Below are 26746 nucleotides of genomic sequence, written 5' to 3'. Positions count from 1 at the left end.
AATAATTTGACTGAGGGGGCTTTTACTACCGATCGCCTGGAGTTGTTAAAACTTTTATCTGCCCAAATTGCTATTTCTATTGAGAATGCTCAACTTTACAAAAATTTACAGGAGTTTAATCAAAACTTAGAGCAATTAGTGAGCGATCGTACTCAACAATTATCGAACACCCTAGAGGCTTTAAAAGCCACCCAAACTCAGCTAGTCGAATCTGAAAAAATGGCATCTCTAGGAGGATTAGTTGCTGGTGTTGCCCATGAAATTAATACTCCCATCGGAGTGGGCGTCACTGTTGCTTCAGCTTTGGCAGAAAATACCACAGAATTTGCATCTATTTATAAAAGTGGCAAAATGAAGCGCTCGGATTTAGAAGAGTTTGTCGATATTGCTAGTCAAAGCAGTAAAGCACTTCTAATTAACCTAGATCGGGCGGCAGCCTTGATTCAAAGCTTTAAGCAAGTAGCAGTAGATCGCTCTAGCGAAGAACGACGTACTTTCCAGATCAGACCTTATCTTGATGAAATTTTATTACAATTAAAACCAAAGTTGAAAAATAGCCAACATTCGCTTAAAATTAAGGGAGATAGCAAAATAGCTATAGATTCTTATCCAGGAGCATTGTCCCAAGTTGTGACAAACTTGCTAATCAATTCTCTGATTCATGCCTACGAACCAGGGATTTCTGGGGAACTAATCTTTGATTGGGAGCAAGAAGGTAATCGGCTAAGGTTTGAATACGCCGATGAAGGTAAAGGTATTCCCCCAGAAAACTTAAGTAAAATTTTTGAGCCATTCTTTACCACTAAGCGTGGTCAAGGTGGCAGTGGGTTAGGGTTACATATTGTCTATAATTTAGTCACCCAAAAACTAAAAGGTGAAATTGAATGTATCAGTGAGGTGGGAAGAGGAACCAAGTTTATTATTAAATTACCCATGCAAATTGATTCACCAATGTAGATTTCCAATTCCGATTGCCTGGCCAAGATAACTAAGTAAGTTTACCTCCTTAAAAGTAAAATAAGGATGACTGAAAAGGTTGCTGTGTAACTCTTCTCCCTTCTGCCTTTTTCTTAACAGGTTTTCTAACTTCAAACCTAAACATTAGTAAAAAATAAAGGTGTACAGCAATGAAAAGTGATTTTGACGATTTGTTAACTCAACCATCTCCAGAAACAGTATACTTTGCCGAAGTAATCGACTCGGATGACGAGATATTGTTTGCAGATGAAACCACAGAAGAAAAACTGAGTGAAAGCTGGAAAATTTTAGTTGTAGATGATGAGGCTCAAGTTCACACCGCTACCGAAATTTCACTCAGGAAGTTTGTCTTTGAAAATAAATCTTTAACCTTCATTAATGCTTACTCCGCTCGTGAAGCTAAACAGCTAATCCAAGAAAATCCTGATGTTGCCATCATCTTACTTGATGTAATTATGGAAACAGATGATGCTGGCTTAAACTTTGTTAAATATGTCCGCGAAGTCTTAGGCAACCAGTTAGTGCGAATTATTTTACGCACGGGTCAACCCGGACAAGTACCTGAAAAAAGCATTATTATCAATTACGATATTAATGACTATAAAACTAAAACTGAATTAACGACATCAAAGCTATACACTACGATGCTAACAGCTTTGAGAAGTTTTTCTCTAAGTCATAAATTGCAGTCTGAAATAGAGCGACGCGAACAAGTAGAGAAAGCACTCCGTCTCAGTGAAGAAAAAGAGCACCAAAAATCTGTTGCCTTAGAGCATTTTGTCAAAGAACTCCAAGAAACACAACTCCAGCTAGTTCAAAGTGAAAAAATGTCTAGTCTCGGTCAATTAGTTGCAGGTGTCGCTCATGAAATCAACAATCCGGTTAACTTTATTTACGGCAATCTATCCCACGCGAACGACTATATTAAAGAACTCATTAATATGTTGAATCTTTACCAAAAGTATTACCCGCAACCAGAAGCAGAAATTATCCATGAAATAGAAGATGCAGAGTTGCCATTTATCATAGATGATTTACCAAAATTGCTTTCTTCCATGCAGTTAGGGATCGAACGCATTCGCAATATTGTTCACTCTCTACGCAATTTTTCGCGGTTGGATGAAACTGAAATTAAATCAGTAGATATCCACGAAGGCATTAATAGCACTTTGCTGATCTTACAGCACCGACTAAAGGCTAAGTCTGATCGGCCTGCTATTAATGTGATAAAAGACTATGGTGCATTGCCGCTTGTGAACTGTTATGCCGGTCAGCTCAATCAGGTGTTTATGAACCTTTTAGCGAATGCTATAGATGCTTTAGAAGAGCGGCTAAGTAGAGAAGATGGTGCAGTTTTTCACCCCCAGATTTTGATTCGGACTGAAGTTGTACCCGGCAATTCGCATGACAATATTAGCTCGGCTTCCCACATCCTGGTAACAATTTCTGATAATGGTGTGGGCATGACAGAAACAGTTCGTGCTAAACTTTTCACTCCCTTTTTTACTACTAAACCCATAGGAAAAGGTACAGGCATGGGATTGTCCATCAGCCGAAAAATTCTGATAGAAAAACACTGCGGTCAATTGGAGTGTATTTCTACGCCAGAGCAGGGAACGCAATTTATTATTGATCTGCCGACTATCTGTAGAGCCACTAAGATCGCTGTAGCGAATGCCTAGAAAACTTATCTGGCTGAATTGATTGATCATATAGCAATCCTTGCAGGAGTCGTAAACTTTTTACCCCACCCCAACCCTCCCCTTATCAAGGGGAGGGAGTAAGAAATTCACAAATGATTTAGGATTGCTATATATCGGTTTTCAGTTGCATGAGAATAAGGTAATTGCTAATTCCTCATTCATCGGAATTCTGACAAAATTTTTTCCCGCAGCAAGTCCCCCCTTTGCTGGGGTGGGGACTTGCTGCGGCTTTAGCCACATTCTTCTAACTTAATTGTGTTGGTTTGCAATATATTTTTTAACAATCTCTTCCGAGGCGTTACCAACTGTGCCGTAAAAATACAGTATATTCCATGTATATTTAGTACGCTGCATTCCGTAGAGAAGCAGAAAAAATGAAAATTTATGGGATCGAGTTTCGTAAAAAAATAGTCAAAGCTGATGAAACCGGTGATACATCAATTAGGGCGGTGTTGAATTGTTGAGCGCGTAAATACAAGATTAACACATCCTGATAGCTCGTTTGACAGGAAAAACTTTTTGTTATTCTACATCAGGTAACAAGTTGCTCAGACATTCCCTTCGATTATTAATTCACTATCTAAAATTGGCTAATCTTCCGATGCCATATCAAAATCAAATAAATTATTTTGGTTCTATGCGCTCGCCGGCGTTGCTTAGTTATACCCTAATTTATAAACGCCTTTTTTTGTAAAATAATCTGGGCGCTCAACGTTCTTCCCTATGCCGTAAATGCCGCCCGATTTCTTGATGACATACGTGCCAAAAATACAGTGCTAAATTCAGAAGAGCTAATAATTTAGTGCCATCTTCTAACATCGCGTGTACTCCTAGACTTTGAGACTCAAAAATATCCTCAAACCGTGAGATAGCAAACAAGACGAATGCTACGACTAATGGCAGGTAAGGAGTGGTTTTGATGTCTCTCCAAAACTTAACTCCGTAAAAAAAAACAGCACTACCATAACAGAAATAAATTAATTTGCTAGATATTCCCAACCCAGAAAGCATCAAAGTCATCCGAAACCTGTCATCTAGGAAAAAGACTCCGAGTAGTAAAGCACTAAAAAATAAGAACATCCCCGATCTACTCCGCGGCTCTTTTTGGCGCAGCACTCCGAAAGTAAATGCACAAATTGCGACTGGGGTGCACCAGAGGACTTCGGAAACTCCGGTGAGAATTCCTTCGTAAGGGAACCAGAAATTAAAAGGGTCGCTAAACAGGCGTTCAACTCCGTCTCCCTGGTTGTTGAGTTTTGCGTATACGCTCAGCCCGCCCAAAATCAGAAAAGTCAGAATGTTAAAAGCAGCTAAAAACCGTACACGAAAAAAGTGTTTTTTGAAAATTTCTAAAGAATTTGACAACTTGGGAATTTTATCGAATAAAGGTAGATGCTTCATAAAAAATGTCTCTAAGCAATAGAGTTCGTTACTTATTCACTGGTAGCCAAACCACAAATGTAGTGCCGCGATCGGTTGAATATAAATGAGTTTCCGCCGATGGCAGCCATTCAGGATTGACTGGGGAAAATACTTCTATTTCTCCTTGCATTTGGCGGACTAAATCGCGGGCGATCGCCAAACCCAATCCTGTACCCGGAATTTCTGTCTGCGCTTTTTCTCCCCGGTAGTGCCGCTCAAATAAATGCTCTAAATCCTGGGGAGGAATGCCGGAACCTGTGTCGCTGACGGCAACTGCTATGGCAGGCAATTGGCTGTATCCTGCCCGATCGCCATCCGCTGCTTTGTACCGGACTTTAATATAAATTTGGCGGCCGGCAGGGGTATATTTCAAAGCATTGTCAATTAAATTGCTCAAAACTTCGCGCAAAGCTCGATCGTTCGCTGAGACTGGTGGCAAATTCGCCTCCAGGTCGGCGACCAATTTCAGATTCCTTTCAGATGCGATCGCCTCGGCGGAATTTAACAGCGGTTTTAAGACTTCTGTAACAAAACAGGATTCCTCCAAATTGGCCACAGGTGACAGCGACAGAGGAGAATGCCGGATTGATTCCACATTGGACATGGCTTTTTCTGAAGTGCCCGATCGCAGTTTTAGATGTGCTTCGCCGGTGTCAACAGTTCGATCGAACTGGCCCAGCAACTCTTGTAGCCGATCGCTCTCTCGGACAATACTAAAAGCCACATTGCGGTTTTTGTCTTCCGGTACCAGCCGCCGCGCTAACAGCTTGCCAAAAGTTCGCAACGCTGTCAGCGGACTTTTGAACTGGTGCAGCAAATTGTGCATCGTGTCGTAAACCTGAGCCTGGATTTGTCGGGCCGAACCCAATTCCTGCTGCATCCACTGCGATCGCTGGTCTAAAATGCAGGCTAGGGCTAAGGTGCGAGCAATTTGTTGTATTTGAGCCTCTTCTCGCTCGTTCCAAGGCCTGTCTTGCCGACCGCTGACTAGGAGTCCCATTACAGCTCCCTCGTGTATCAGAGGCGTCACAATTTGCATCCGCTGCTGCCACAAATTCTCCGGGCCTTGGCACTGATGGGAACTCCGCTCCTTACCCGGAAGTCGATCGGGTGCGATCGCCTCTACCGTTGATTCTTCCACAGGCCGAACAGGCGGCGCCAGCAGTCGCGGTACCGGTTTCACTGTCGAGCTTTCGGAAGATTGCAACCTCAACCCCTGATTTTCTTCCAATTCGGCTGAGGTTTCTGGGTAAACTGCGATCGGCACCAACTTTGCTTCGCTGCCTTCTACCAACTCTTGTGTCAGGTATACTGCGCTGAATTTCGCTCCCAAACTAACGGCGATAGCCACCTGCGAACGGCAAAGTTTGACAAATTCTGAACTGGCTGGCATTAACATGAGCGCCACATTAAGATATCTAACGGAATTTTAAGTAAATTACAAATGATCGGCGGCCGATTACTGATGAGATACTTCTCGATTTCAGATTTATTCCCTTTGATAGAAGGCAGCTATGTTGAAGGCATGGGGCTTTCATGAACCAACATTGCCCCGCATCGCCCTCCGCGCAGCTTCCACAGATCCCCAAGCTGGGCTTTTGGCGGAACTTGCGGCCCACCATAGCACAACCGCTACACTTTTGTCGATCGGCACGAATGTTAAGATTATGTCGATATATTAAAAACAGTTGAAATTTTGAGCTAGAACGGATATACTGGCCTCGGATTTGGTAGCTATCATTACAACCTGTCTGCTCATACTGTCTGCTCACAGAGGAGGTAAAGAAATTGGCCAGGAGACGCAAACGCAAGAGTCGCCGCCGACAAGAAGGACGCAGAATTTTAGAGTGTGTGCCTCAATATAGCATCGAGAGCGGCGAAGATAAACCCGTAACAGCGGCTCGCAAGTTCATCCATGCAGAAGGCATTGCTCCCCCAGCTTTGCTGTTAGTCAAGCGTAACGAGCATACCACTGACAGATACTTCTGGGCTGAAAAAGGTTTATTTGGAGCCCAATACGTAGAAGAGAACCATTTCTTGTTTCCCAGCTTAAAGGTGATGTTGGAAGCTACCACAGAAAAAATTCCTGTGGTGTCAGCCAGCCGCGCATAGCTCAAAATGTTTAGCTCAAAACATTGACAGCAATGTTTTTCTAAGTTTTTTAACAAAAGCGCGAGAGTTCTCATTGTCTGGAGAGTGCCAACTGAAATTTCTGCGAAAAGTCCTTAGAAATTAGGGTATAAGGAGCCATCGCAACAGGCGTGATCGCAGCCCAAGGGCGATCGCCACAATTGGCACTTTCACGATAATGGTTTTTTTTTGACTGTTTTGTCGATCAAATTTGTCGATCGAACAAGTGGCTCAAAAAAACAGCCACGGGTTGATCAACTAGAGAGCCGCTTTTGAGTCATGGGTTTGTCAGCTCGAAGTCTAACTACGGCATCTAGCATATCAAAAAACGTTCCGCGTCAAACTTTTAATCGATCGGTTTCAAATCTAAAGCTTTTTGCATGGCTGCTAGTTCATCGCGGTGAGCTCTGACAGTAACAAAGCTCTTGGTTGGGCTTCCCGACTCAGCAACTGATTCGAGTTTGAGGGAGACTTGCTCAGAGCGTCCAGCTTTTTTCCAGTAAAATACCCCCGCCAGCGGGGACAGCAGTACCAAAGCTAGGAAAATTTGACCCTGCTGAGGAACTAGCATTCCCAAAACCAGTCCCAAGCACAGAGTGCCACCTGCACTCAGCAGAGTTAGAAAAATAGCTAGAAACCAACTCGGCCGCACAAAACCCTCAAACGTGACTTTATAGTTGGGGGCATCGACGGCTGCAACTCGGTAAGCTCTATCGGCAAAATACTGTTGTAAGTCGGTTAACAGTGACTCTTGGGCGCTCTCGGAAGCCAGCTTGACTTGTTCGATGCGATCTTTGACTGAAGCCTTGATGAAGAAAAACAAGCCTACGGCCAACAGCAGCGTCAGCACAAAGGTAGAGGGAAGAACAGCAGTATCCATTGGTAGAAGTTTGTGTAATTGAAATTATCTACTATTACTTTACAGAACTTTACATAAGAAAGCGATCGAGGACTTACGCAGACACTTTTTTATCAAAATTCGCAGAAAGCTTCTTATGCAAGGCGTTTTGCTCTCCATCACCCAATAATTCCCATATCTCCCCATCATCCCTAATTCTTAAGTGACAATGCGTAAGTCCTGACGTAGTGTCGCTGCTTTAATCGCTGTGTGGCGATCGAGCAAAGCGAAGGCAATCGGGCAAATCGCTTTGCAAGTAGCGCCAGCATCTCCAGGGTTTAGGCATCCGATTCCAACTCGGCTAACCTGTGTGACCAGTTTCTAAGGCGCGGGAACGACGCTCTGACGAGCCGTTTCCCTGACCAATGTACTCATGCCAGAGACGAGCGAGGTCTTGAGCTTGGTGACGCCACTCAGGGAGGATTTGATACATCCGGCGGGGGCGGCCGCGTCCTTCTACTTTTTTCCAGTAACCGGTGATTACGGCTTCATCTTCGAGGAATTTCAGAGCGCTGTAGAGAACGGTATCAGATAGTCGGTAGATGGGGAATTCCCTCTCTAGTTGGCCAATCAGTTCTGTACCGTAGGAATCTCCGCGCAATAACACGGAGAGAATGTAACACACAGCTAATTCCTTGTTTAGATAAACAGGAGGGGGGTCTTGAAAAAATTGATAGATATGTTCAAACTTCATCTGTCTTGTCCGCTGGAAACTCTCGTGATACCGTCAGGTTAACGGGAGAGGAAAGCGGGGCGGGGTGTGCCGCTTCCTAATGATTAAGTGGGATACCGGGGAAACAGAGGTGCAGTATTTCCCCAGTGAATGTTGATGGCCCCAAAGGCTTGTCCTGCACTTCGGTAATGTTTGCCTGCGCCTTGGTTGAGCAGCGCTGACGTAACGCCGCTTACTAACTTCCTCTTCCAATCTATCGCAGCGACTATTGTCAAGTGTGCGATCGCCTGCAAGAATTGGCAGTTACTTTGGGAGTTAGTGTTTTAACTGAATTTGCCGTTGATGTTTGCGTTCTAGCTTGGCTTTAAACCGAACTCAGGCCTAACATAGCCCGCAGTGTAAAAGTTAGAAAGACAAAAGTCGCTACAATCGAACTAATCAGGGCGATCGCACTTGTCGGTCGATCGAGCAGGGGTTTGAGTCGCTCGAACAGGAAAAAGAAAATTCCCAGACATATCGTAATGAAAAAGCGCGGGTAGCGAGAGACGTTATTAATAAAATCTTGCATGGGCTTGGTGGGGTAAAGTGTCACAGCACGATCTTTGAGTGGTAACACTTGTGAGCGAGTTAGACAATTTTGGCACAGCCGGAGCTAAATCTGCCGATCGGGCGATCGGGCATTTTTGCCGGCGAGGCTGACATATATAATTCTAACGAAAACTTTTCGCCGATGGCTCCAGCACTCTCTGTTTAATGCCACGCCACCTCCGGTAAGAACTTCTGAAGTATGTCTATTGAGTTCTAGTTGTGATAAATATTATAGGGCCGTTATTTCTAGATAAATGTCTGCTGCCGCACCTTCTTTCGTCTTGCCACGTCCCTTTCTGAAATGGGCAGGAGGCAAAACTCGGTTGATTGGACAATATCAACCTTATTTTCCTGAAAAGTTCACAACTTACTACGAGCCTTTTTTGGGTGGCGGAGCTGTATTTTTTTACTTAGCACAGCAGCACCCTGGTTTGCAAGCTGTTTTAACAGATATTAATCCTGAGTTGATTAATGCTTATCGCTGTGTCAGGGATAAAGTTGAGGAGCTGATTCTACTTTTAGAGGATCATCAGTTAGAACATACCAAGAACAATAAAGATTATTATTACTGGGTGCGATCGCGCTCCTACAAAACAGATACAGAAAAAGCAGCACGCCTGATTTACCTAAATAAAACTTGTTACAACGGCCTCTACAGAGAAAACTCAAAAGGTGAATTTAATGTTCCCATAGGTCGATACAAAAATCCTAACATTTGTCAAGCAGATTTACTGCGATCGGTCTCATCTTTACTCGCGCCCGCTCAAATTGAAGTCAGAAAATTCGATGAAATTTTGGATTTTGCTACCAGCAGCGAAGACTTTGTTTATTTTGACCCCCCTTATTATCCCATCAGTGCCACCAGTAACTTCACGACTTACAGCCGGGATAATTTCAAAGAATCGGAACAGATTAAACTGAGAGATATTTTTGCAGAACTTGCAGAACGGGGCGTGAAAGTTATGCTGTCTAATTCTAACTGCGATTTTATCGAAAAAATCTACAGCGATACTCCACTTTTCCCAAATAAATCTCTGCCAAAACTCATTGAAATCTCAGCATCTAGGGGAATTAATTCTAATAGTTTTAAGCGCGGAAAAATCAAAGAATTATTAATAGGTTTATTTTAAACCTTACTTAAGCAAACTCTCTAATTAAGCATATTTTGTAGGAGCAATACGTAGTTTCCTCACACGCGGCAAAGTTCCGCAAGTTCTGTTATAGATATTTGTTAGCCCAGGTAATAAAACCTTCGAGCTTGTGAACTGCCAACAGATTTGGATTGTCAGGAATTTGTTTTTTAAACCAGTCGATCGAACCTTGCCTCATACCGTCACCACCCACTATAACAATAGTAGGAACCCGATAACAATTTTTAATATTTAAATTTAGGTAAGGATACTTCTCGTCTACTGAACCTTTGTCTTCTTGCCACTTGCACTCAACAATTAGACCCCGAGAAAACCCACCGGAATTAACAATGTAAAAATCGACATTTATTTCAGTTTCATAAATGCTAGACCCGATATAAACCTGTTTAGCATATCGCTTGGGATTTTCAGTAGAGATTAAGAGCCACTCTAGCTTGCGCTTTTTCGGCAACTGGGGACATATTTCGAGATATCCGTGGCCTCTCAACGTACCTTCTACAGTTGTTTCTAAAACAAAACCAGTTTTATTGGCTCTACAACCCCTATTCATTTTGTTGGCTCCTGAATATAATCTGAATTAAGCCGATCGCACTTGAATCACCCCTCGGTCAAAAACCCGCTTGTCAGTACCAATAGAACTGACAAACATCCGGTCTTCATAGACATCAAACGTCGCAAAACTCAGGCGGCTAGCAGAATACTCCGTCCACTCAGAACGCCCCACCGGACGAGTGCCCCCGCCGGCACCGCAAATTAAATAAGTCGTACCGTTAATCGATCGAGTGCGTTCGTAACTGTGCTCGTGTCCGTTGATATAAAGCTGCACGCCGTACTTTTGAAACAAAGGCGCCAAAGTCTTAATAAAAGGTTGATTCGATCCGTAGACGCCAGAGGAATAAATCGGGTGGTGACCGAACACAACTTTCCAAGATGCCGTGCTCTGACTCAACTCTTTTTCCAGCCAAACAAGCTGATTTTTCCAATCCGCATTGTGATTGGTATCTAAAGCAAAAAACTGTACCGGATCGCGCCGAAAAGTATAGTAGCGACCTTGCATATTAAAACCCGCATATTTAACTTGCGGATCGCCGTTAGCAGTGCGGATGTCGTGATTTCCCAGACAAGCATAAAATTTTACGCCTTGCTGCAATAAGGGCTGATAAGGCCGCTCGAAAACAGCATTAATTTTTTCAATTTCGCCGTTGTTGTAGATATTGTCGCCGGCGAGAACAGTAACATTAAAAGGGTTTTCCCGGTGATATTGCGCCATCGCCTCAGCTACAGCATACTGACCTTCAGCGCCGGTACCGGTGTCGGCCACCGAAATAAAGCGTAAAATAGGCTGTGAGGCCGGCAAAGGGACGATCGCCCTTTCTGCCTCAACGTTAGAAGCCACAGCAGCATCGGTGTCTGTACCCCAGGAAGTCCGAAGCTGAAACATTTTCCAGACTCCGGCAAAACCTAAGCTGCTGAGACTGCCTAAAATTAGAAAGTGACGGCGTTTGATGCTCATTTTGATTCAGTTACAACTAAGTTAAATGATAAATTAAGGTTGAGATGGCTCAATTAAAATTTATCGCGTTTAGATATATTTGCAACGCCCCAAAGCAGAGAAAATGTCAGAAGAACAACTAAACCAGTCAACTCCAGAACCCTCTCAATCTCCGACACCGCAGGTTGATTCGGCTGCAAAGTCTGCCCCCACTGGCAGCAAAACTCAAAATGCCAGCAGCGCTGTTCCCAAAAATCAGACAATCAAAGCTTTGATGGCCTCGATTGGGAATTTGGGAAAAAAAGGCAAAAAATTAGCAGCAGAACCCCCGTTGCAGGCCCAAAAGCCGATCGCGCCCACCGCTTCTGACTCAGCAACAGTAACTCCTCCCGCTGTTGCTGTGGAAGTTAACAGCGTGCCGCCAAAAGTTGCTGTAAAAGTTGATAAAAAGCCTGTATCCCAACGCAGGGAAGGGAGTTTTTTAGAGAACATTGGTGTACTTTGGCAAAGTATTGTACGGCTAGTGCGATCGCTACTGCCACCATCTGCCAACGAGAAGCTGTCCGATCCAATTTTAAACGCCGCCATAGCAGCAACTCTTATCGTTGTAGTCGGTGTAACTTTCAACAGTTTCTCAGCAAAACCGCCGGAGAAAGTAGCAAAAGTGCCTTTGCCAGCAGCGCAGCAGTCGCCGCCAACGTTTGGTGATTTTATGGCATCGGGAACGCCAAAATCGCCAGAGGCGATCGTACCATCTGAGCCAATCTCTACTAAATTCAAAAGCAAGTTGCCCGATTTAGTGGCTCCAGAAAAACCCCAACAAGTAGAACTTATCCCACCGCCACCGCTGACGCCCGAACAGTCTCTGATTGCTGCGATTCAAAATCAAGTTACTGACATTAAGAATCGACTGGGCGGCGGTTTAGTTGAGTCTGTTCAAGCTAATTTTTCCAGCAGCATTTTGACAGTAAAAGTCGCTGAAGATTGGTACAAACTCAGCGAAGTTGAGCAAAATCAACTAGCAAAGAAGATGTGGAAGGAGGCTAACTCACTCGATTTCAGCAAGTTAGAAATTGCCAACATGGAAGGAAAGTTAATAGCTAGAAGTCCGGTTGTTGGTTCGGAAATGATTATTTTAGACAGAGGGATTAATTAGAATTTAAATAGTCTGTATCTGTACACCATCTTACCAGCCTTACAGTCCAGGACGCAGAACCTAATTATGTAGGGTGTTGCCTGCATACCTTATGGCTGTTGATTTGTTTGAGAAATATCGAACTTTTCCAAACTCCGACAGAATGCTACCATTCAATTAATAACGTTTGAGGAAAATTGAAAAATGACAATTTTAACTCAAGTCGAACAACTAGAAATTGAATATCCCAGCAGCGACGGAGAGCCGATGGCTGAAAGCGACATCACGCGCGATTACATTACTTACAGCATTGAAGCGGTCAAGCTTTACTTTCAAGAACGTTCTGATGTTTATGTGTCAGCCAATTCTTTCATATATTATGAAGAAGGGAACAATCAGGCAGTTGTGGTCCCGGATGTTTATGTGGTGTTTGGAGTAGCCAACCGCAAAAGGGATAATTATAAAGTTTGGGAAGAAGGGGGAATTACTCCAGATTTTGTCCTAGAAATTACTTCGGAAACAACTCAGACGAAAGACCAAGAAATTAAACCGGAAATTTATCGGGCTTTGGGAGTTAGGGAATATTTTCAGTACGATCCGTCGGGAGATTATCTGAATCCGATTTTACAGGGAGTACGTTTGATAAATAATCAGTACGAGCCGATTGCAGCCAACAATATCGCTTTCGATACGCTGTGGTTGTTCAGTGAAGTGCTGGGACTGGAATTGCATATAATTTCAGGAGAATTGAGGTTTAGAGTTCCTGAAACGGGTGAGTTTTTGAAGACTCACAAGGAAGAGAACCTGGGACGACTGGGGGAGCAACAAGCACGACTGGCAGCGGAGTCAGCTTTGCGATCGCTCGTAACTCAACTCTTAAATTCTGGGAGGAATCTGGAACAGGTGGCGCCAATGATGAATTTATCGACTTTGGAAGTGAGACGGTTGGTAGGGGAAAATTTTTGATCGATCGCACTTTTCCCAGATATCAAGAATAGTGCGATCGAACTATGGGACAAAATGAGAACAGTCAACAGTCAACAGTTAATAATTAACTAATGACTATAGAGGCTTATTAGTAGGTTTAAAACCCTGCTTTTGAAAATAGGTTCTAAATACCTCTTGAGCAATTGGTGCCGCCGATACAGAACCAAATCCGCCGCCTTCAACTATAACTGCGATCGCAACTTCCGGTTTGTCAGCAGGAGCAAAACCCACATACATAGAATTGTCAGGATGACCGGGCATTTCCACCGTCCCAGTCTTACCAGCACTTAAAGGAATAGTACCATCATTCATGCGTTTGCCGGTACCTTTTTTCACCACGTCAATCAATCCCTGGCGAACAACATTCAAAGTTGCAGGCTTAATACCTGTGGGAACTTTTTGGGTAATAGGAGTGTTGGTTTGAGAAGCCAATAAATGCGGCTGAACTCGATAACCGCCATTAGCAACAGTTGACACCATCACAGCCAATTCTAGGGGAGTACAAAGTACCAAACCTTGACCGATCGACATCGTTACTGTATCGCCAACGTACCAATCTTCCCCATACATTTTCTGTTTCTCTGCGGGTATCGGAACTTGACCGTGATTGGCGGATTCTAACCCCAAAAGATCTAAATTAATAGTACCGCCAATACCCATTTTTTTAGCTGCTTTCGCCATTTCTTCGGGGCCTGCAGCCATACCTACTTGATAGAAAAACGTATTGCTGCTGTAGGCTAAAGCATCGCGGAAACCGATAACGCCGTAACCGCCGCTGTGTTCGTTAAAAGAAATTCCGCCGATGTTAATTGACGAAGAAGTTCCTAAAGTCGAGTCAGGAGAAAACTTGCCAGACTCCATCCCGGCTATAGCAGTGACAATTTTAAAAGTGCTACCGACTGGATAACCTTGAACTGCTCGATTTAAAAACGGTTTTTCTGGCCCTTGCAGTCGATCCCATTCTGTTTGAGTCACCTTGCGGGTGAAAATATTGGGGTCAAATGTCGGCCAACTAGCCATTGTTAAAAGAGCTCCGGTTTTTACGTCGATCGCCACAACTGCACCCAGGCGATCGCCCAAAGCTTTTTCCGCAGTTTTCTGCATATCTAAATCTAAAGTTAGCTGCACCGGTTTGCCGGGAATAGGGTCTTTTACACCTAAATCTTGGATTTCTTCGCCCTTAGCATTCACCTCGATTAAACGGTTTCCCCAAACGCCCTCTAAAGTTGAATTGGCTAATTTTTCAACTCCCATTTGACCGACGAGCATCCCCATCGGATATGCAGGATTAGCTTTTAATTGCTCTAAACTAGCTTCGCCGACGTATCCCAAAAGGTGAGCTGCTAATTGCTGGTGGGGATTGTCTCGGCTCGATTCTACGCGAATTTCAACTCCCCGCAAAGTATTAGCTTGTTCTCCCAAAGCGACGAAAGTACCGACATCGATATCTTTACTAATTCGCACTGGCAGGGCTGATCTGTAGCCAGCTACATCGATTTTTTTGATAATTTCGGCCGCGGGAAGTTTGACGATCGGGCCCAGTGTAGCGGCGATCTCTTGCCACTCCTTGGCCGATCGCTCTTTTGGCCACACATAGACCGATCGAGATACGCGGCTGGCCGCAAAAATTTTGCCGTTGCGGTCTAAAATTTGACCGCGAGTCGCTGGGACTGAAACAGGGCGAATGCGGTTATTTTCCGCCCGCTGTCGGTTGTAGGCTCCCTGTACCAGTTGCAATTCGGCTAGACGAAATATTGGTAGCGCCATCAAGGAAGTGACGAGCAGCATAAAAATCATAACTTGGAGCGATCGGCTGCGTTGCCGTGAAGCATTGTCCAAGCCATTTTTGTCGAATCGGACTTTAGAGTTAAAAGAAAAATCGCCAGCCATATTAATTAATCTGCTCTTTTTATTCAACTAACAGGTTGATACGGTTCCCATCCGGATGATTGGGCAGATGATTACAGGGATTATAACTCCTAACTCTTTAGTAACAGACATAAATTCTGTCGATTGGCAGACGAATCAGCCGGATTGTTTAAGTAAGATATATAAGATGTATGTTAAATATCAAGTTTTTTTGACAATTCAACTGTTAAGGAGGTAGGGGCGCTGTGGAACCGATCGATTTTTTGATTGCTTGGCTCGTGACGGGTAGCAGCTTGCTGCTAATTTCTCAACTGCCGATCGGCGTAGAAATTGATAGCACACCGAAAGCAGTAATTTCCGCTGCGGTTTTGGGAATGTTGAATGTTTTAATTTTGCCAATTCTGAAAGCAGTTTTTTTCGTGCCGAACCTACTGACGCTGGGATTGCTTTCCGGCGCGTTTGCTTTTGTCATGAACGTGATTGTTTTTGCCTCGGCTGCGAAGTTAGTGGAAGGATTTAGTTTGCGGATGGGCCTTTGGAGCGCGGTACTGGGGGCGATCGCCTTGGCTGTAGTTAGCAGCTTTATCAACGGCGCACTGATTTAGTAACTTCCCCTGATAAAGGGCGATAGAAATCGCCCGATATTTCCCACCCTTAGCAGGCGCGTTTCCTGTGCCTACAAGCCATTTCTATCGCCCAATATTTCTTCTCCCTTCTTCCTTCAATCCGTTACATCCGTTAAACAATCCGTTGCCGAACTTCCTTCAATCCGTTACATCCGTTACATCCGTTAAACAATCCGTTGCCGAACTTCCTTCAATCCGTTACATCCGTTAAACAATCCGTTGCCGAACTTCCTTCAATCCGTTACATCCGTTACATCCGTTAAACAATCCGTTGCCGAACTTCCTTCCCCATCAGCGACTTATAGGCTGTCACCTTAAGATCAATCCCAGTAATATCTGTCCCCACAACAACAGCCATCGCTCCTAAATCCAAGGCTTTTTTAGCCATTTCCGGCCCCGATATCCCGCCTTCGCAGATAACGGGAACCTTAAGCTTTTCTACCATTTCCGCAAGCAAATCAAATCCCGGCGGCGAAAAATTTTCCGTCTGAGCAGTGTAGCCAAAAAGAGTAGTTGCTACAGTATCTGCACCAGCTTCGGCTGCCGCAATCGCAGCTTCTATTGTATCTACATCCGCCATCACTAATTTGCCCAATTCGCTGTGAATTCGCGCGATTAATGTCTTTAAGTCTTCGCCGCGAGGACGGTTTCTCTCAGTAGCGTCAACGGCGATAATATCGGCTCCAGAATCGGCGATCGCCCGCGCGTCTTCAAACCGAGGAGTAATGTAAATCTCGCATCCCGGCAATTGCTGCTTCCAAATCCCAATTATGGGAGCGGATATCTGTTTTCGCACCGCTGCAATGTGAGCCGGAGTGTCAATCCGCACGCCCGATGCACCTCGATTGATGGCGGCTTGAGCCATTGCCACAATTACGATCGGATCGTGCAGCGGCGAATCAGCAGGTGCTTGACAAGAAACAATTAATCCTGTAGGAATTTGACAATTAATCATAGCGAATTGGGGATGGGGAATTGGTAATTGGGAATTACAAATTATACCAGTTCAAAAAAAAGAATGTAACTGTAGACCAGATCCCAACCCATATCCAATGAGTCATTCCAAAATCTAAAATCTAAAATCTAAAATCTAAAATTGTATTACCCATTACCAGTACCGGCCATTAAAAAAATAATTTTGTCAAGCAATTGCTCAGGATGAATCGGTTTAGTCAAACAATCGTTAGCTCCCGCCGTCACGAAAGATATCCGCTCTGGCGGAATTTCATTAGCGCTTAAAGCTAGAATCTTGATATTTTCAGTAGCGGGTTTTTGGCGCAGTTGGTGAATTATTTCGCAGCCATTCATACCGGGCAAACGCATATCGACAATCACAGCATTCGGCTGCAAAAGTTCAATTTGCTCCACCGCCGCAGAACCTTCAATCATCCACACCACTTGCAGTCCTGCGGCTGTCAGGATATCGCAAATCAGCATAGCAGTTTCTTCATCTTCTTCCACGAGTACGAGGCTGCCCCGCGAGGAATAATGCAGCGGTAAAGATGAATTAGATTTTTCATATGTGAATTTGGTGGATTCATCTTTGGTTATACTTTGGATGGGTATAAAAACGGTAAAAGTAGAGCCGACATCAACTTTAGAGTTGACTTCGATCGCACCGCCGTGAAGCTCTACTAACTGTTTAGTTAAAGCCAATCCCAGACCTGTGCCGCCGTATTCGCGGCGGTAGGGAGAATCCAACTGCTGGAATTTTTGAAACAACAGCGATCGCTGATCTTCGGGAATTCCAATGCCGGTATCTTTGATTTGAAAAACAGCGGTGCTGCCAGCAGGTGCAATACCGGAATGTCGCACTTCCGGCGTTCGATTTTTATCTTCTGTCACCCAAACTCGCAGGATTACTCGCCCGCCTTGGGGAGTAAATTTAATCGCATTTCCTAAAAGATTGAAGAGAATTTGTCTCAAGCGGCGCGGGTCAGCGATGAAACGATCGCACTCTTGTTTTATTCGCTGTTCTTGCAGCAGTTCCACGCCTTTAGCCGCAGCTTTTTCTTTGAGGGCGTGCAGGCTCTGAGAAGCTAATTTAGAAAGTGAAAATTCACTAATTTTTAATATTGCTTTTCCCGCTTCTACTTGCGATAAATCTAAAATATCGTTAATTAATTCTAATAAGTGGTCGCCGCTGTCTCGGATAGTTTGCAGGTACTGCCGCTGCTTTTGTATCGGCACTTCTTTGCTGCCAACTTTGCCGTAAGACCACCGCAACAGCGTGTCGGAAATGCCGATGACGCAGGTGAGGGGAGTCCGCAATTCGTGACTCATAGCTGCCAAAAATTCGCTCTTGGCGAGGCTGGCCGACTGGGCGGCGACCAGTGCATCGCGCAGTTCTCGCGTGCGCTCTATTACGCGCTGTTCTGAGGTGCGCTTTTGCTGCTGAACTTGTGCATAAAGTTCGGCTTGGTAAATGGCGATCGCCAAATGTTCTGCTATTTGTCGCAAAAAAGTTTTTTTGCTTTCTTCCCACTCCCGAAAAGTACACTGGTGGGCAATTAGCAGCCCCCACAAGTCATCTTGAACTACGATCGGCACTAGCAACTTTGCCCGCACCTTGGCCCGCCGCATCAACTCTAAAAAACAAGGCTGCGAAGAGTAAGTTGTTTCCACATCCGCGACGCACAAAGCCAAACCTTTGCGATATTTCTCTCGGTCAATGACTCCATTGGTAAAACATTGCGCGCCATCACTAAAATTCAGTACAGACGAGATAGCGTCATTGGCTAAAGCTTCGTAGGTAACGCGACCTAAATACAAGTAAGACCCGGAATTTTCTGGGATTTCGCCAGACCCAGAAACCGCCGTAGGTCTTTCTTTCGCTAACTGGATCTTGTGCGGTGCTGGCACTTTTTCAAATTGATAAATTAACAGGCGATCGACCTCCAAAAACTCTCGCACTTGCTCGACTGCTTTTGACAAAATTACAGGCAATTCCAAACTCTGGCGGATTTGAGTTGTGACCTGATTCAAAAGTCGCTCTTGTTCGAGCTGCTGCTGCAAAGCATCTTCTACTGGCTGACAAAATGAAATACAGGGACTGGCAATTTGTAATTGATTGACGGCTTCAGCAATCTGGCTTTGTAGCGTTTCTGGATCTATAACTTTGGGCGCGGATTTTCCCTCTATTTCTGTTTGGCTGTGTAGGGGCGGGCGATTATTTGGGCTGGCATTGGCAGCGAGAATATCCAGCAAATTTAGGGTGAATTCGCTTTGAAGAACGGCCGAGTTAATCTGTATATTTTTAATTGCTTGTTTGAGGGCGCGAATGTCAATTTGCCACGAAGGTGCGGGCGTTATTTCTGCGAGTTTGTCTGCGAGGGGAGACAGGAAATCGGCGATCGCCCCGGGGTCGAAAGTCAACTGCACATTCAATTGCGAATGGAAATTTTTTTCGCTGTGCTTGTGTCCGTTTGTTGCGAACTCATCTAATAGATTGCCCCGCAGCAGTGCGCTAAAATGCTCTGATACCACTGCTGCAAACCTTTCCGACGAATTTTCCAGATTGTGAGAATCAGCGATCATCGCATCGTCGGTCAGCCAAATCGCCCCTGGGAGTTCAGCCATTTGCTGTAACAAGTGGTAAGCAGCCTCAAAGGTTGCTAGGGGCAAAGTCCGATGTAAGGTTTTTGGTTTCAATCTAGATATTTTCCCGGTTGTTTTAAAGAACAAAATATGAATGCCCTTGTTGTGAGGACGGAACCCGTGGCACAACAGGTGCGGCCGATCCAACAGACTTGAGATGACAGTAGTCAGAAAGTAGGTAATAGAAGGCCCCGGAGCCAGAGAGCTTATTTCTCCCTATCATTGTTATTACTTGAAACAATCTTATTCCAGTATAATATTAATATATAATTTGTTAACTTGTACTTAACACTATCCGGGTAAATGAGCAATCCAACTCAACTCACCCCCGATTTCACGATCGGACATCTGCCGTGTCACGACTTCCAAGTGAGCGCTGCAACTCTAGGACAGGTAGTGGCTGAAAGATTTGAGCAAGAACCAGACCTGCCGGGAGTCATTATTACTCATGAATCACAGGTATTGGGCATGATTTCTCGCGTCAAATTTCGAGAGCAAATGAGTTTTCCCGATCGCGCAGAACTTTACGGGTCACACCCGATTCGAGCCTTGTTAGATTTTATTAGAATTCCGCCTTTGCTGCTTTCGGAAAACTGGAAAATTGACGATGCCGTCCAAGCGTCTTTCCACAGGCACAAAGACTTAATTTATGAACCGATTATTGTGGTAATGGAAGACCATAGCCACCGCCTTTTGAACATTCATACTCTGGTAATTGCCCAGTCAAAACTTTTAGCACAAGCCAACAAAGCTATTCAAAAATACCGAGTGGAAAGACACAAGTATTTGGCGCTAATTCAACAAGAACAGGCTAAGCTTCACGAATGTAATGAACTTTTAAAAATCCACCAACGTCAAACAGAAAATTCCCATGCCAATCCTAGTTCCCAGCAAGTGGCACTGGTCAAACAAGCTGAAGAAATCGCTCAAATGAATCAGCGATTTGTAAGGATTGCGAAACTGATTTCTTCGGAAGGTCGCCAAGCATTTCAAGCTACTTTTCAAGGTGCTAATTCTATTTGCAACAATACAGATAAAATTTTGGGCGTGGGCAAAGCAATAGCTAATGATTTAGAAACGGTTAACCGCACTTCCCGAACCATCCGGGAGGCGATCGAACAAGTCAGGCATTTAGCAGTACAGGTGGCTGTAGTTACCAATCAAATGGGAAGTCAGCCTAGTGGTCTGAGCAAAGTGAGTCTAGAAATTGGCAGACTGGCAAGTAAAACTTTTGAATTGGGGACTCAAATGGAGCAAATTGCTAGCCGATTTAAACTTCGAGTTCACGAACTCACGGAGGCAGCAAGAGCGGGTGCTAATGTGGCTAAATCCGTGACTATCAAGATCGATCGCGCCGAAATGGCACTATTAGAGTTGGAAGAATTAATAGCGGAAAAGAATTTCAATTCGTTGACCGCTATCCAAGAACCTTTGGGAGTCATAAAAAGTGTTACCGCTGATTCTTTAGTTCGAGATATAGAACACACCGAAGTCGCGGTCTCCGAGTTGGAAGACTTAGTTAACAATCAAGATTCCTCGCAATATTTGATTCAAAAGATTCAGCAGGCGCTGAAGTACAAAAAACCATAAAATATCAGCCCCAATCTAATGAAACATTTCGAGAGGAAAACAAATAAAATCAAAATAATAATTGACAATTATTCTATTTCAAGAATGGTATTTGTTATACTGAAGGTGGGGATTTTTTGAATTCAGTTGTAAAAAGGCTATTTAATTAGCCCCAAAAACCGATAAAAAGTTCCAAGAATAGTTGGAAGGACAGGTGACGTTTATGAAAATCCTGCTGGTAGAAGATGACACAGTTACAGTCAGTTTGCTGACTCAAGCGCTGAACTCTCACAATTACAATGTGAATGCGGCAGCAGACGGTGAAACAGCGTTGCATTTGGTGCAGGCATACGATTACGACCTGATTGTTTTGGATGTGCTGATTCCTAAACTCGACGGCATTAGTTTGTGTCGAAAATTGCGATCGTCCGGCTGCCAAATGCCGATTTTACTGCTGACAGCGCTAGATAGCAGCAACGATCGAGTCCAAGGTTTAGAGGCGGGTGCAGACGATTATGTGGTCAAACCCTTTAATCTCGAAGAATTAATCGCTCGAATTCGGGCTTTGCTGCGCCGGGGTAAGGCAACTTTGTCAAGTACAAATTTGACCTGGGAAAAACTGCAAGTCAACCCAGACACTACGGAAGTAACTTATGCCGAAAAAGTGCTGCACTTGACTCCCAAAGAGTACAATTTGCTCGAACTTTTCCTGAGAAATCCTCGGCGCATTTTCAGTCGCAGCGCTATCCTCGATCGCATTTGGTCGGCCGGCGAATTTCCTCAAGAAGAAGCCGTTACCGCTCACATCAAGGGGCTGCGGCAGAAGCTGAAAGCAGCCGGGATGACTGTAGATTTAGTGGAAACCGTGTACGGATTGGGCTATCGGCTCAAAAGTCTGCCGGAGGAGATTGAGAGCCAACAAGTTGGGCAGGAAACGGCAGAAACTGCTAAAACTCAAGAGACTTTATCTACTGCATCCAGCGGGTCTAGCCAGGAATTAAACAAAGACGAGCGCCGTCTCAAAGTCTTGAATGCGATTGCCCAAATGCGGGAAAATTTAAAAGCTAATTTTATAGAAAAGGTGGCGATATTCGATCGCGCGATCGCTCAACTGAAAAAGGGAAGCTTGGAGGGCGAACTGCGCGAGGAAGCCCAGGCTCAAGCTCACAAATTAGTCGGTTCTTTGGGAACGTTAGGGCTGCCGAAAGGTTCGGAAGTGGCGCGCCAGATCGAACATTTGTTTAAGGGTGAAAACATCTGGAAACCGGGGACTGCTCAGCAGATTGAGGGATTTCTGCATCAGCTAAAACAGATATTCGATCGCCCGTCGCCCGAACCCGAAGGCGATTTGGTTCCTGCGGTTTCCCAAAAGCGCCGAATGCTGATTGTTGATGATGATACTTTTGGGAGCGATCGACTGAAAACAGTAGCATCCGGTTCCGGCTTCCAGATAGAAGTCGCCAACTCTCCGCAAGCGGCAAGAAATGCGATTTCTCAACAGCCTCCCGACGCGATTTTGCTGGATTTGACATTTTCCAGATCTCAGGAAAACGGACTTTCTCTCTTAGCCGAACTCCGCAGTGAAAAGCCCGAAATTCCGGTGATGGTTTTTAGCGAGTACAATCAATTGAGCGATCGAATAGAAGTTGCTCGTTTGGGAGCTTCGGGCTTTTTACACAAATCTATACCCCCAGCAGATATACTCAAAGCAGTCGCCCAATTAATCGACCAGACTGGCCCTGCTGAAGCTAAAGTTATGGTGGTAGACGATGACGTGCATCTATTGGCTGCACTGCAAGTTATTCTACAACCTTGGGGATTTCAAGTAACAACATTGGACGATCCCGAAAAGTTCTGGGAGGTACTCGAAACAACTTGTCCGGATTTGCTAATTTTAGATGTGGAGATGCCCGGTTACAGCGGTATCGAGCTGTGTTTGGCAGTTCGCAACGATTTGCGCTGGAGCAAGCTCCCCGTGCTATTTTTGACAGCTCATTCCGAATCGGAAATAGTGCGCCAAATGTTTGTCGCAGGTGCTGACGACTACGTGAACAAGCCGATCGTGAAACCGGAATTAATTGCTCGCCTCCTGAATCGTTTGGAGCGGACTCAACTCAGAAACAGACTGGCTCAGGCACAGCGCTAATCCCATTTTAGATTTAAAGAATTTAAGAATTGAAGAACAGGGAATGACTGATGAGATAAGGGTTTCGAGCACGTACCTACAGTTGTATTCTTTTTTTTAAAATGGGATAACTAGAAGCAAATATGCAGTGCGTGGCCGAAACAAATCAGGAAACCTTAGCCAAGACTTGGGATTATTAGATTGTGTGATTCCGACGCGGTGCTGTTAATTGATGCTTGCCCGCTGATCAAGAACACAGGCTAATTTAGAGAAGTATTAATCAGATGAAAGCAATGGCATTGCCCTCAGACACAAACACTCTAAATAACAGCGACTGCGAACTAATTTACGCCCCCGGTTCGATTCAACCTCACGGCATCCTTTTGGTGCTGGAATCTCCGGCGTTGAAAATTTTGCAAGTTAGCAACAATACTTTTGAGGCGATGGGGCTTTACCCCGAACAACTTTTGGAGCAATTTTTAGAGGAATTTGTCGAGACTGAGGAAATTGAGGCTATTGAAAAAGCTTTATTTGAAAACAACCAACAACATAACGGTATCAGATTATCATTCACAAGTCAAGACCGCAAGTCTTTTTTTGAGGGGACGCTACATCAATCAAATTCAGCATTAATTGTTGAACTAGAGTCGGTTGTTTCCCCAAAAACGAGCGATTGTTTCAATTGTTATAATTTAGTCCAAGAGCCGATCGACAAAATCCACAGAACACAAAACCTGCAAGTGCTGTGTCAGACAGCAGTTGAAGAAGTGCGGAGGATGATCGGTTTCGATCGAGCGATCGTCTATAAATTTGATGCCACTGGTGCGGGGGAAGTTGTCGCCGAAGACAAAGTAGAAAGTTTGGCTCCTTTATTGGGACTGCACTATCCGGCTGGCGATATTCCCCCCCAGGCCAGAAACCTGTTCAGCATGAATTTAATTCGGTTTATTCCCGATATTAACTGTCAGCCTGTAGAACTAATTCCTCACTGCAATCCTCTAACCGATCGCCCCCTCGATCTGGGCTGCTCTTTGTTGAGAACAGTTGCGCCTTGCCATGCTCAATATCTCAAAAATATGAACGTTGGCGCTAGCATGACATTGACATTAATCAAAGATCGAAAACTTTGGGGATTGATCGCCTGTCACCACCCAACAGGAAAGTATGTCAACTACAAAACAAGAACTGCTTGCGAACTGCTCGCCAAGTTTGTGAATCTAGAAATTACCTACAAACAAGATAGCGAAGACCGGGAATATGCAGTTTATTTAAAAGAGATTTGCCATAAACTTGTCGCCAATATCTCTCAATCACACAGCTTTGTCGAAGGTTTACTGAAATCCCAAGATGAATTGCTAGCATTAGTGGGCGCTACCGGTGGAGTTGTGTGTGCCAATGAAGATTTAACAACCATCGGCCAAACGCCGGACTTGGTAGAAAGTAAAGACTTAATTGCTTGGCTCAAAACTCAAATAAATAATGATGTTTACCATACAGATTCTCTCTCGAAACTCTATCCACCCTCCGAGAAATACAAAGAAGTTGCTAGCGGTTTGCTGGTACTCGCCCTGTCCGAAATGCACAATTATTACATTTTGTGGTTCCGTTCCGAAGCAATTCAAACTGTCAACTGGGCTGGTAAACCCGACGGGCAAATAGAATTTAAACCGGATGACAGCCGAGGGATTTCTCCTCGCAATTCCTTTGAGTTGTGGCAAGAAACTGTGAGGTCAAAATCTTTGCCTTGGCAGCTATGCGAAATCGAAATAGCCCGAGAACTTCGAGTGGCGATTACTAGCATGGAGTTGCGGAAAACCAATCAGCAGCTCAGCTTAGCTTTGTCCGCTACCAAAATCGGATTTTGGGACTGGGACTTGCAGAAAAATCGCATTGTTTGGTCGAGGGAACACGAAGAGTTATTTGGGGTGGCCCCGGGGACTTTTGCCGGAACTTATCAAATGTTTGTAGCTTGCGTTCACCCAGAAGATTTAAAAGGTGTGGAGAATGCTATAAATCAGGTGCTCGCCCAGCGATCAGATTACTATCACGAATACCGCGTGGTTTGGCCCGACGGCAGCATTCACTGGATTGAGGGGAAAGGTAAGTTTTTTTACAACGAAGCAGGCGATGCAGTGCGGATGGTGGGGACAGTTACAGAAATTACCGATCGCAAAGCTAGAGAATTACAGTTGCGCCTGTTGGAATCAGCAGTCACCACCACTAACGACGCCGTGTTAATTACCGAAGCTGAACCGATTGAGGAACCGGGCCCGCGAATTATTTATGTCAACCCAGCTTTCACGCGGATGACCGGCTATACGCTAGAAGAAGTTGTGGGCAAAACGCCACGCATCTTGCAAGGACAAAAAACAGACCGCGCCAGTATCGATCGAATTCGGACAGCTTTGGAAACCTGGCAGTCGGTGCGGGTTGACTCGATCAATTACCGCAAAGACGGGACGGAATTTTGGGTAGAAATGAGCATTGTCCCCATAGCGGACAAAAATGGTGAGTTTACCCACTGGGTATCAGTGTACCGCGATATTAGCGATCGCAAACTTGCTGAAGCAGCCCTCCAACAGCTCAACGAACGGTTAGAAATGCGAGTTTTGCAGCGAACCAGAGAACTAGAAAGCTCTCAAGAAGAACTCCGGGAAAGCGAAGCTTTATTTCGCTCTCTGAGCGAGAGTTCCCCCGTGGGCATTTTCAAAATCGATACTGAGGGGAAATGTACCTATACAAATCCTCGCTGTCAAGCAATTGGTGGCTTCACACCGGCAGCAGCTTTAGGAAACGGCTGGATGCGCTTTGTTCACCGCAAAGACCTCAAACTAATTCTGTCTAAGTGGTCAGAATCGCAATCGCTAGATGGGGAATTTTCCTGCGAATTCCGCCACATCCAGCGAGACGGAACCATTCGGTTTTGTCGGCTTACAACAGCTCCGATTTTTTCCGACAGATCTCAACTAATTGGTCACGTCGGCACAGTCACAGATATCACAGAAAGTCGGGCCATTGAAAAAATGAAAAATGAGTTTATTTCGATTGTCAGCCACGAACTGCGAACGCCACTTGCCTCCATTCGCGGTTCTTTAGGTTTGCTGGCGGCGGGGGTACTGAAAAGTAAACCGGAAACTGCCAAACAGATGTTAGAAATCGCTTCGAGCGATACCGAACGGTTAGTGCGTTTGGTAAACGATATTCTCGACTTAGAACGGCTCGATTCGAGTCAAGTTATCCTCGTCAAGCAGTGGTGCGATGCCCAGGTTTTGATGCGGAAGTCCGCAGAAGCTGTACTTTCTTTGGCTGCTGAAAATAACATTGATTTGTCGATTTTGCCCGATGCAGCAAAAATTTGGGCTGACCCGGACAGAATCGTTCAACTGCTGGTAAATTTGTTGAGCAATGCGATTAAATTCTCCGCTCCAGGGAGTACAGTAACTGTCAGGGTTGAAGATTTAGGCGATTCCCTACGGGATAGCTACGCTTCACGGGTTTTATTTGAAGTCAAAGATCGAGGGCGGGGGATTCCAGCAGATAAACTAGAAACTATCTTTGGACGGTTTCAACAAGTCGATGCTTCTGACTCCCGCCAAAAAGGAGGTACGGGTTTGGGTTTGGCTATCTGTCGCAGTATCGTACAGCAGCACGGCGGCAGAATTTGGGCCGAAAGTGTTGTCTCAGAAGGAAGCAGTTTCTATTTCACAGTGCCTGCACCGTTGGAAGGCGAGGGGGGAAAAAGTTTGGAGGTTTGAGATTGCTTTGATCGGAACTCGCGAAAGCTAAAGTTTCTGGAAACGCAC

The 26746-nt window shown here is 44.8% G+C and carries 23 protein-coding genes; 11 read left to right on the top strand and 12 right to left on the bottom strand.

Features of this window, described 5'->3' with window-relative positions; genetic code table 11:
• The coding region (locus tag QUA90_RS14055) for a GAF domain-containing sensor histidine kinase (protein ID WP_333446084.1) at positions 1 to 957 on the top strand (957 nt) is incomplete at its 5' end.
• A gap of 170 nt (positions 958 to 1127) precedes the next feature.
• On the top strand, positions 1128 to 2660 hold the full coding sequence (locus QUA90_RS14050; RefSeq protein ID WP_333446082.1) for an ATP-binding protein: 1533 nt from the start codon (positions 1128 to 1130) through the stop codon (positions 2658 to 2660).
• Between the two features lie 270 nt (positions 2661 to 2930).
• Here the strand turns inward: QUA90_RS14050 and QUA90_RS30445 are convergent, their stop codons facing one another.
• The 3 genes from QUA90_RS30445 to QUA90_RS14035 form a co-directional block, all read right to left on the bottom strand.
• A complete protein-coding gene (locus tag QUA90_RS30445; RefSeq protein WP_445242835.1) occupies positions 2931 to 3035 on the bottom strand; it encodes a transposase in 105 nt (34 codons plus the stop codon).
• Between the two features lie 354 nt (positions 3036 to 3389).
• Complete coding sequence (locus tag QUA90_RS14040; protein WP_333446080.1) at positions 3390 to 4082, bottom strand: hypothetical protein; 693 nt, start codon at positions 4080 to 4082, stop codon at positions 3390 to 3392.
• Positions 4083 to 4110: 28 nt separating this feature from the next.
• Positions 4111 to 5496 carry a GAF domain-containing sensor histidine kinase gene (locus QUA90_RS14035; protein WP_333446078.1) on the bottom strand — a complete coding sequence of 462 codons (1386 nt, stop codon included), beginning with the start codon at positions 5494 to 5496 and terminating at the stop codon, positions 4111 to 4113.
• 121 nt (positions 5497 to 5617) lie between these two features.
• On the opposite strand from QUA90_RS14035, the gene QUA90_RS14030 reads away from it, so the two are divergent.
• Positions 5618 to 5785 (top strand): hypothetical protein, encoded by a 168-nt coding sequence (locus tag QUA90_RS14030; RefSeq protein ID WP_333323467.1) that lies wholly within the window; start codon positions 5618 to 5620, stop codon positions 5783 to 5785.
• 106 nt (positions 5786 to 5891) lie between these two features.
• The gene (locus QUA90_RS14025; RefSeq protein ID WP_006635576.1) at positions 5892 to 6215 is read left to right on the top strand and encodes a DUF3155 domain-containing protein; all 324 of its coding nucleotides are present in this window, start codon (positions 5892 to 5894) and stop codon (positions 6213 to 6215) included.
• Positions 6216 to 6579: 364 nt separating this feature from the next.
• On the opposite strand, the gene QUA90_RS14020 is transcribed toward QUA90_RS14025, so the two are convergent.
• The 4 genes from QUA90_RS14020 to QUA90_RS14005 form a co-directional block, all read right to left on the bottom strand.
• Positions 6580 to 7113: a cofactor assembly of complex C subunit B gene (locus QUA90_RS14020; protein ID WP_333083596.1), complete on the bottom strand. Its 534-nt coding sequence runs from the start codon at positions 7111 to 7113 to the stop codon at positions 6580 to 6582.
• A gap of 319 nt (positions 7114 to 7432) precedes the next feature.
• Positions 7433 to 7825 (bottom strand): PadR family transcriptional regulator, encoded by a 393-nt coding sequence (locus QUA90_RS14015; protein ID WP_333083597.1) that lies wholly within the window; start codon positions 7823 to 7825, stop codon positions 7433 to 7435.
• An 83-nt stretch (positions 7826 to 7908) separates the two neighbouring features.
• Entirely contained in the window at positions 7909 to 8079 is a 171-nt protein-coding gene (locus QUA90_RS14010; RefSeq protein ID WP_333446076.1) for a hypothetical protein, read from the bottom strand.
• An 89-nt stretch (positions 8080 to 8168) separates the two neighbouring features.
• Entirely contained in the window at positions 8169 to 8372 is a 204-nt protein-coding gene (locus QUA90_RS14005; protein ID WP_333083642.1) for a DUF751 family protein, read from the bottom strand.
• 274 nt (positions 8373 to 8646) lie between these two features.
• On the opposite strand from QUA90_RS14005, the gene QUA90_RS14000 reads away from it, so the two are divergent.
• Complete coding sequence (locus QUA90_RS14000; protein WP_333446074.1) at positions 8647 to 9522, top strand: DNA adenine methylase; 876 nt, start codon at positions 8647 to 8649, stop codon at positions 9520 to 9522.
• Between the two features lie 88 nt (positions 9523 to 9610).
• Here QUA90_RS14000 and QUA90_RS13995 read toward each other — a convergent pair whose 3' ends face one another.
• Complete coding sequence (locus tag QUA90_RS13995) at positions 9611 to 10093, bottom strand: PD-(D/E)XK nuclease superfamily protein (RefSeq protein WP_333446072.1); 483 nt, start codon at positions 10091 to 10093, stop codon at positions 9611 to 9613.
• 27 nt (positions 10094 to 10120) lie between these two features.
• Entirely contained in the window at positions 10121 to 11056 is a 936-nt protein-coding gene (locus QUA90_RS13990; RefSeq protein ID WP_333446070.1) for a metallophosphoesterase, read from the bottom strand.
• 103 nt (positions 11057 to 11159) lie between these two features.
• On the opposite strand from QUA90_RS13990, the gene QUA90_RS13985 reads away from it, so the two are divergent.
• Complete coding sequence (locus QUA90_RS13985; protein ID WP_333323459.1) at positions 11160 to 12191, top strand: hypothetical protein; 1032 nt, start codon at positions 11160 to 11162, stop codon at positions 12189 to 12191.
• Between the two features lie 183 nt (positions 12192 to 12374).
• Positions 12375 to 13136 (top strand): Uma2 family endonuclease, encoded by a 762-nt coding sequence (locus QUA90_RS13980; RefSeq protein ID WP_333389212.1) that lies wholly within the window; start codon positions 12375 to 12377, stop codon positions 13134 to 13136.
• A gap of 96 nt (positions 13137 to 13232) precedes the next feature.
• On the opposite strand, the gene mrdA is transcribed toward QUA90_RS13980, so the two are convergent.
• Complete coding sequence (gene mrdA, locus QUA90_RS13975; RefSeq protein WP_333446068.1) at positions 13233 to 15047, bottom strand: penicillin-binding protein 2; 1815 nt, start codon at positions 15045 to 15047, stop codon at positions 13233 to 13235.
• A gap of 224 nt (positions 15048 to 15271) precedes the next feature.
• Between mrdA and QUA90_RS13970 the strand changes: the two genes are divergently transcribed.
• On the top strand, positions 15272 to 15631 hold the full coding sequence (locus QUA90_RS13970) for a phage holin family protein (RefSeq protein WP_333052282.1): 360 nt from the start codon (positions 15272 to 15274) through the stop codon (positions 15629 to 15631).
• 280 nt (positions 15632 to 15911) lie between these two features.
• Here QUA90_RS13970 and QUA90_RS13965 read toward each other — a convergent pair whose 3' ends face one another.
• The gene (locus tag QUA90_RS13965) at positions 15912 to 16607 is read right to left on the bottom strand and encodes an N-acetylmannosamine-6-phosphate 2-epimerase (RefSeq protein WP_333446066.1); all 696 of its coding nucleotides are present in this window, start codon (positions 16605 to 16607) and stop codon (positions 15912 to 15914) included.
• Positions 16608 to 16753: 146 nt separating this feature from the next.
• Positions 16754 to 19303 carry an ATP-binding protein gene (locus QUA90_RS13960; RefSeq protein ID WP_333446064.1) on the bottom strand — a complete coding sequence of 850 codons (2550 nt, stop codon included), beginning with the start codon at positions 19301 to 19303 and terminating at the stop codon, positions 16754 to 16756.
• A gap of 249 nt (positions 19304 to 19552) precedes the next feature.
• Here QUA90_RS13960 and QUA90_RS13955 point away from each other — a divergent pair, with 249 nt between their 5' ends.
• The 3 genes from QUA90_RS13955 (at position 19553) to QUA90_RS13945 (ending at position 26698) form a co-directional block, all read left to right on the top strand.
• The gene (locus tag QUA90_RS13955) at positions 19553 to 20839 is read left to right on the top strand and encodes a chemotaxis protein (protein ID WP_333389208.1); all 1287 of its coding nucleotides are present in this window, start codon (positions 19553 to 19555) and stop codon (positions 20837 to 20839) included.
• Between the two features lie 202 nt (positions 20840 to 21041).
• On the top strand, positions 21042 to 22964 hold the full coding sequence (locus QUA90_RS13950) for a response regulator (RefSeq protein ID WP_333323447.1): 1923 nt from the start codon (positions 21042 to 21044) through the stop codon (positions 22962 to 22964).
• 263 nt (positions 22965 to 23227) lie between these two features.
• Positions 23228 to 26698 (top strand): PAS domain S-box protein, encoded by a 3471-nt coding sequence (locus QUA90_RS13945; RefSeq protein ID WP_333446062.1) that lies wholly within the window; start codon positions 23228 to 23230, stop codon positions 26696 to 26698.
• The last annotated feature ends 48 nt before the right edge of the window (positions 26699 to 26746 follow it).

Origin of the sequence: Microcoleus sp. D3_18_C4 (genome assembly GCF_036702355.1) — a bacterium.
In the GTDB taxonomy this organism is placed as follows: Bacteria; Cyanobacteriota; Cyanobacteriia; order Cyanobacteriales; family Microcoleaceae; genus Microcoleus.
This window is presented reverse-complemented; position numbering and strand designations above follow the sequence as displayed.

Bases quoted from the DNA above. Each gene is read 5' to 3' on its own strand.
- QUA90_RS13955 (WP_333389208.1), top strand. From the start codon at position 19,553: ATGAGCAATCCAACTCAACTCACCCCCGATTTCACGATCGGACATCTG.
- QUA90_RS13950 (WP_333323447.1), top strand. From the start codon at position 21,042: ATGAAAATCCTGCTGGTAGAAGATGACACAGTTACAGTCAGTTTGCTG.
- QUA90_RS13995 (WP_333446072.1), bottom strand. From the start codon at position 10,093: ATGAATAGGGGTTGTAGAGCCAATAAAACTGGTTTTGTTTTAGAAACA.
- QUA90_RS13985 (WP_333323459.1), top strand. From the start codon at position 11,160: ATGTCAGAAGAACAACTAAACCAGTCAACTCCAGAACCCTCTCAATCT.
- QUA90_RS14015 (WP_333083597.1), bottom strand. From the start codon at position 7,825: ATGAAGTTTGAACATATCTATCAATTTTTTCAAGACCCCCCTCCTGTT.
- mrdA (WP_333446068.1), bottom strand. From the start codon at position 15,047: ATGGCTGGCGATTTTTCTTTTAACTCTAAAGTCCGATTCGACAAAAAT.
- QUA90_RS13965 (WP_333446066.1), bottom strand. From the start codon at position 16,607: ATGATTAATTGTCAAATTCCTACAGGATTAATTGTTTCTTGTCAAGCA.
- QUA90_RS14030 (WP_333323467.1), top strand. From the start codon at position 5,618: ATGTTGAAGGCATGGGGCTTTCATGAACCAACATTGCCCCGCATCGCC.
- QUA90_RS14000 (WP_333446074.1), top strand. From the start codon at position 8,647: ATGTCTGCTGCCGCACCTTCTTTCGTCTTGCCACGTCCCTTTCTGAAA.
- QUA90_RS14035 (WP_333446078.1), bottom strand. From the start codon at position 5,496: ATGCCAGCCAGTTCAGAATTTGTCAAACTTTGCCGTTCGCAGGTGGCT.
- QUA90_RS14005 (WP_333083642.1), bottom strand. From the start codon at position 8,372: ATGCAAGATTTTATTAATAACGTCTCTCGCTACCCGCGCTTTTTCATT.
- QUA90_RS14040 (WP_333446080.1), bottom strand. From the start codon at position 4,082: ATGAAGCATCTACCTTTATTCGATAAAATTCCCAAGTTGTCAAATTCT.
- QUA90_RS14020 (WP_333083596.1), bottom strand. From the start codon at position 7,113: ATGGATACTGCTGTTCTTCCCTCTACCTTTGTGCTGACGCTGCTGTTG.
- QUA90_RS14050 (WP_333446082.1), top strand. From the start codon at position 1,128: ATGAAAAGTGATTTTGACGATTTGTTAACTCAACCATCTCCAGAAACA.
- QUA90_RS13990 (WP_333446070.1), bottom strand. From the start codon at position 11,056: ATGAGCATCAAACGCCGTCACTTTCTAATTTTAGGCAGTCTCAGCAGC.
- QUA90_RS13945 (WP_333446062.1), top strand. From the start codon at position 23,228: ATGAAAGCAATGGCATTGCCCTCAGACACAAACACTCTAAATAACAGC.
- QUA90_RS30445 (WP_445242835.1), bottom strand. From the start codon at position 3,035: ATGCAGCGTACTAAATATACATGGAATATACTGTATTTTTACGGCACA.
- QUA90_RS13980 (WP_333389212.1), top strand. From the start codon at position 12,375: ATGACAATTTTAACTCAAGTCGAACAACTAGAAATTGAATATCCCAGC.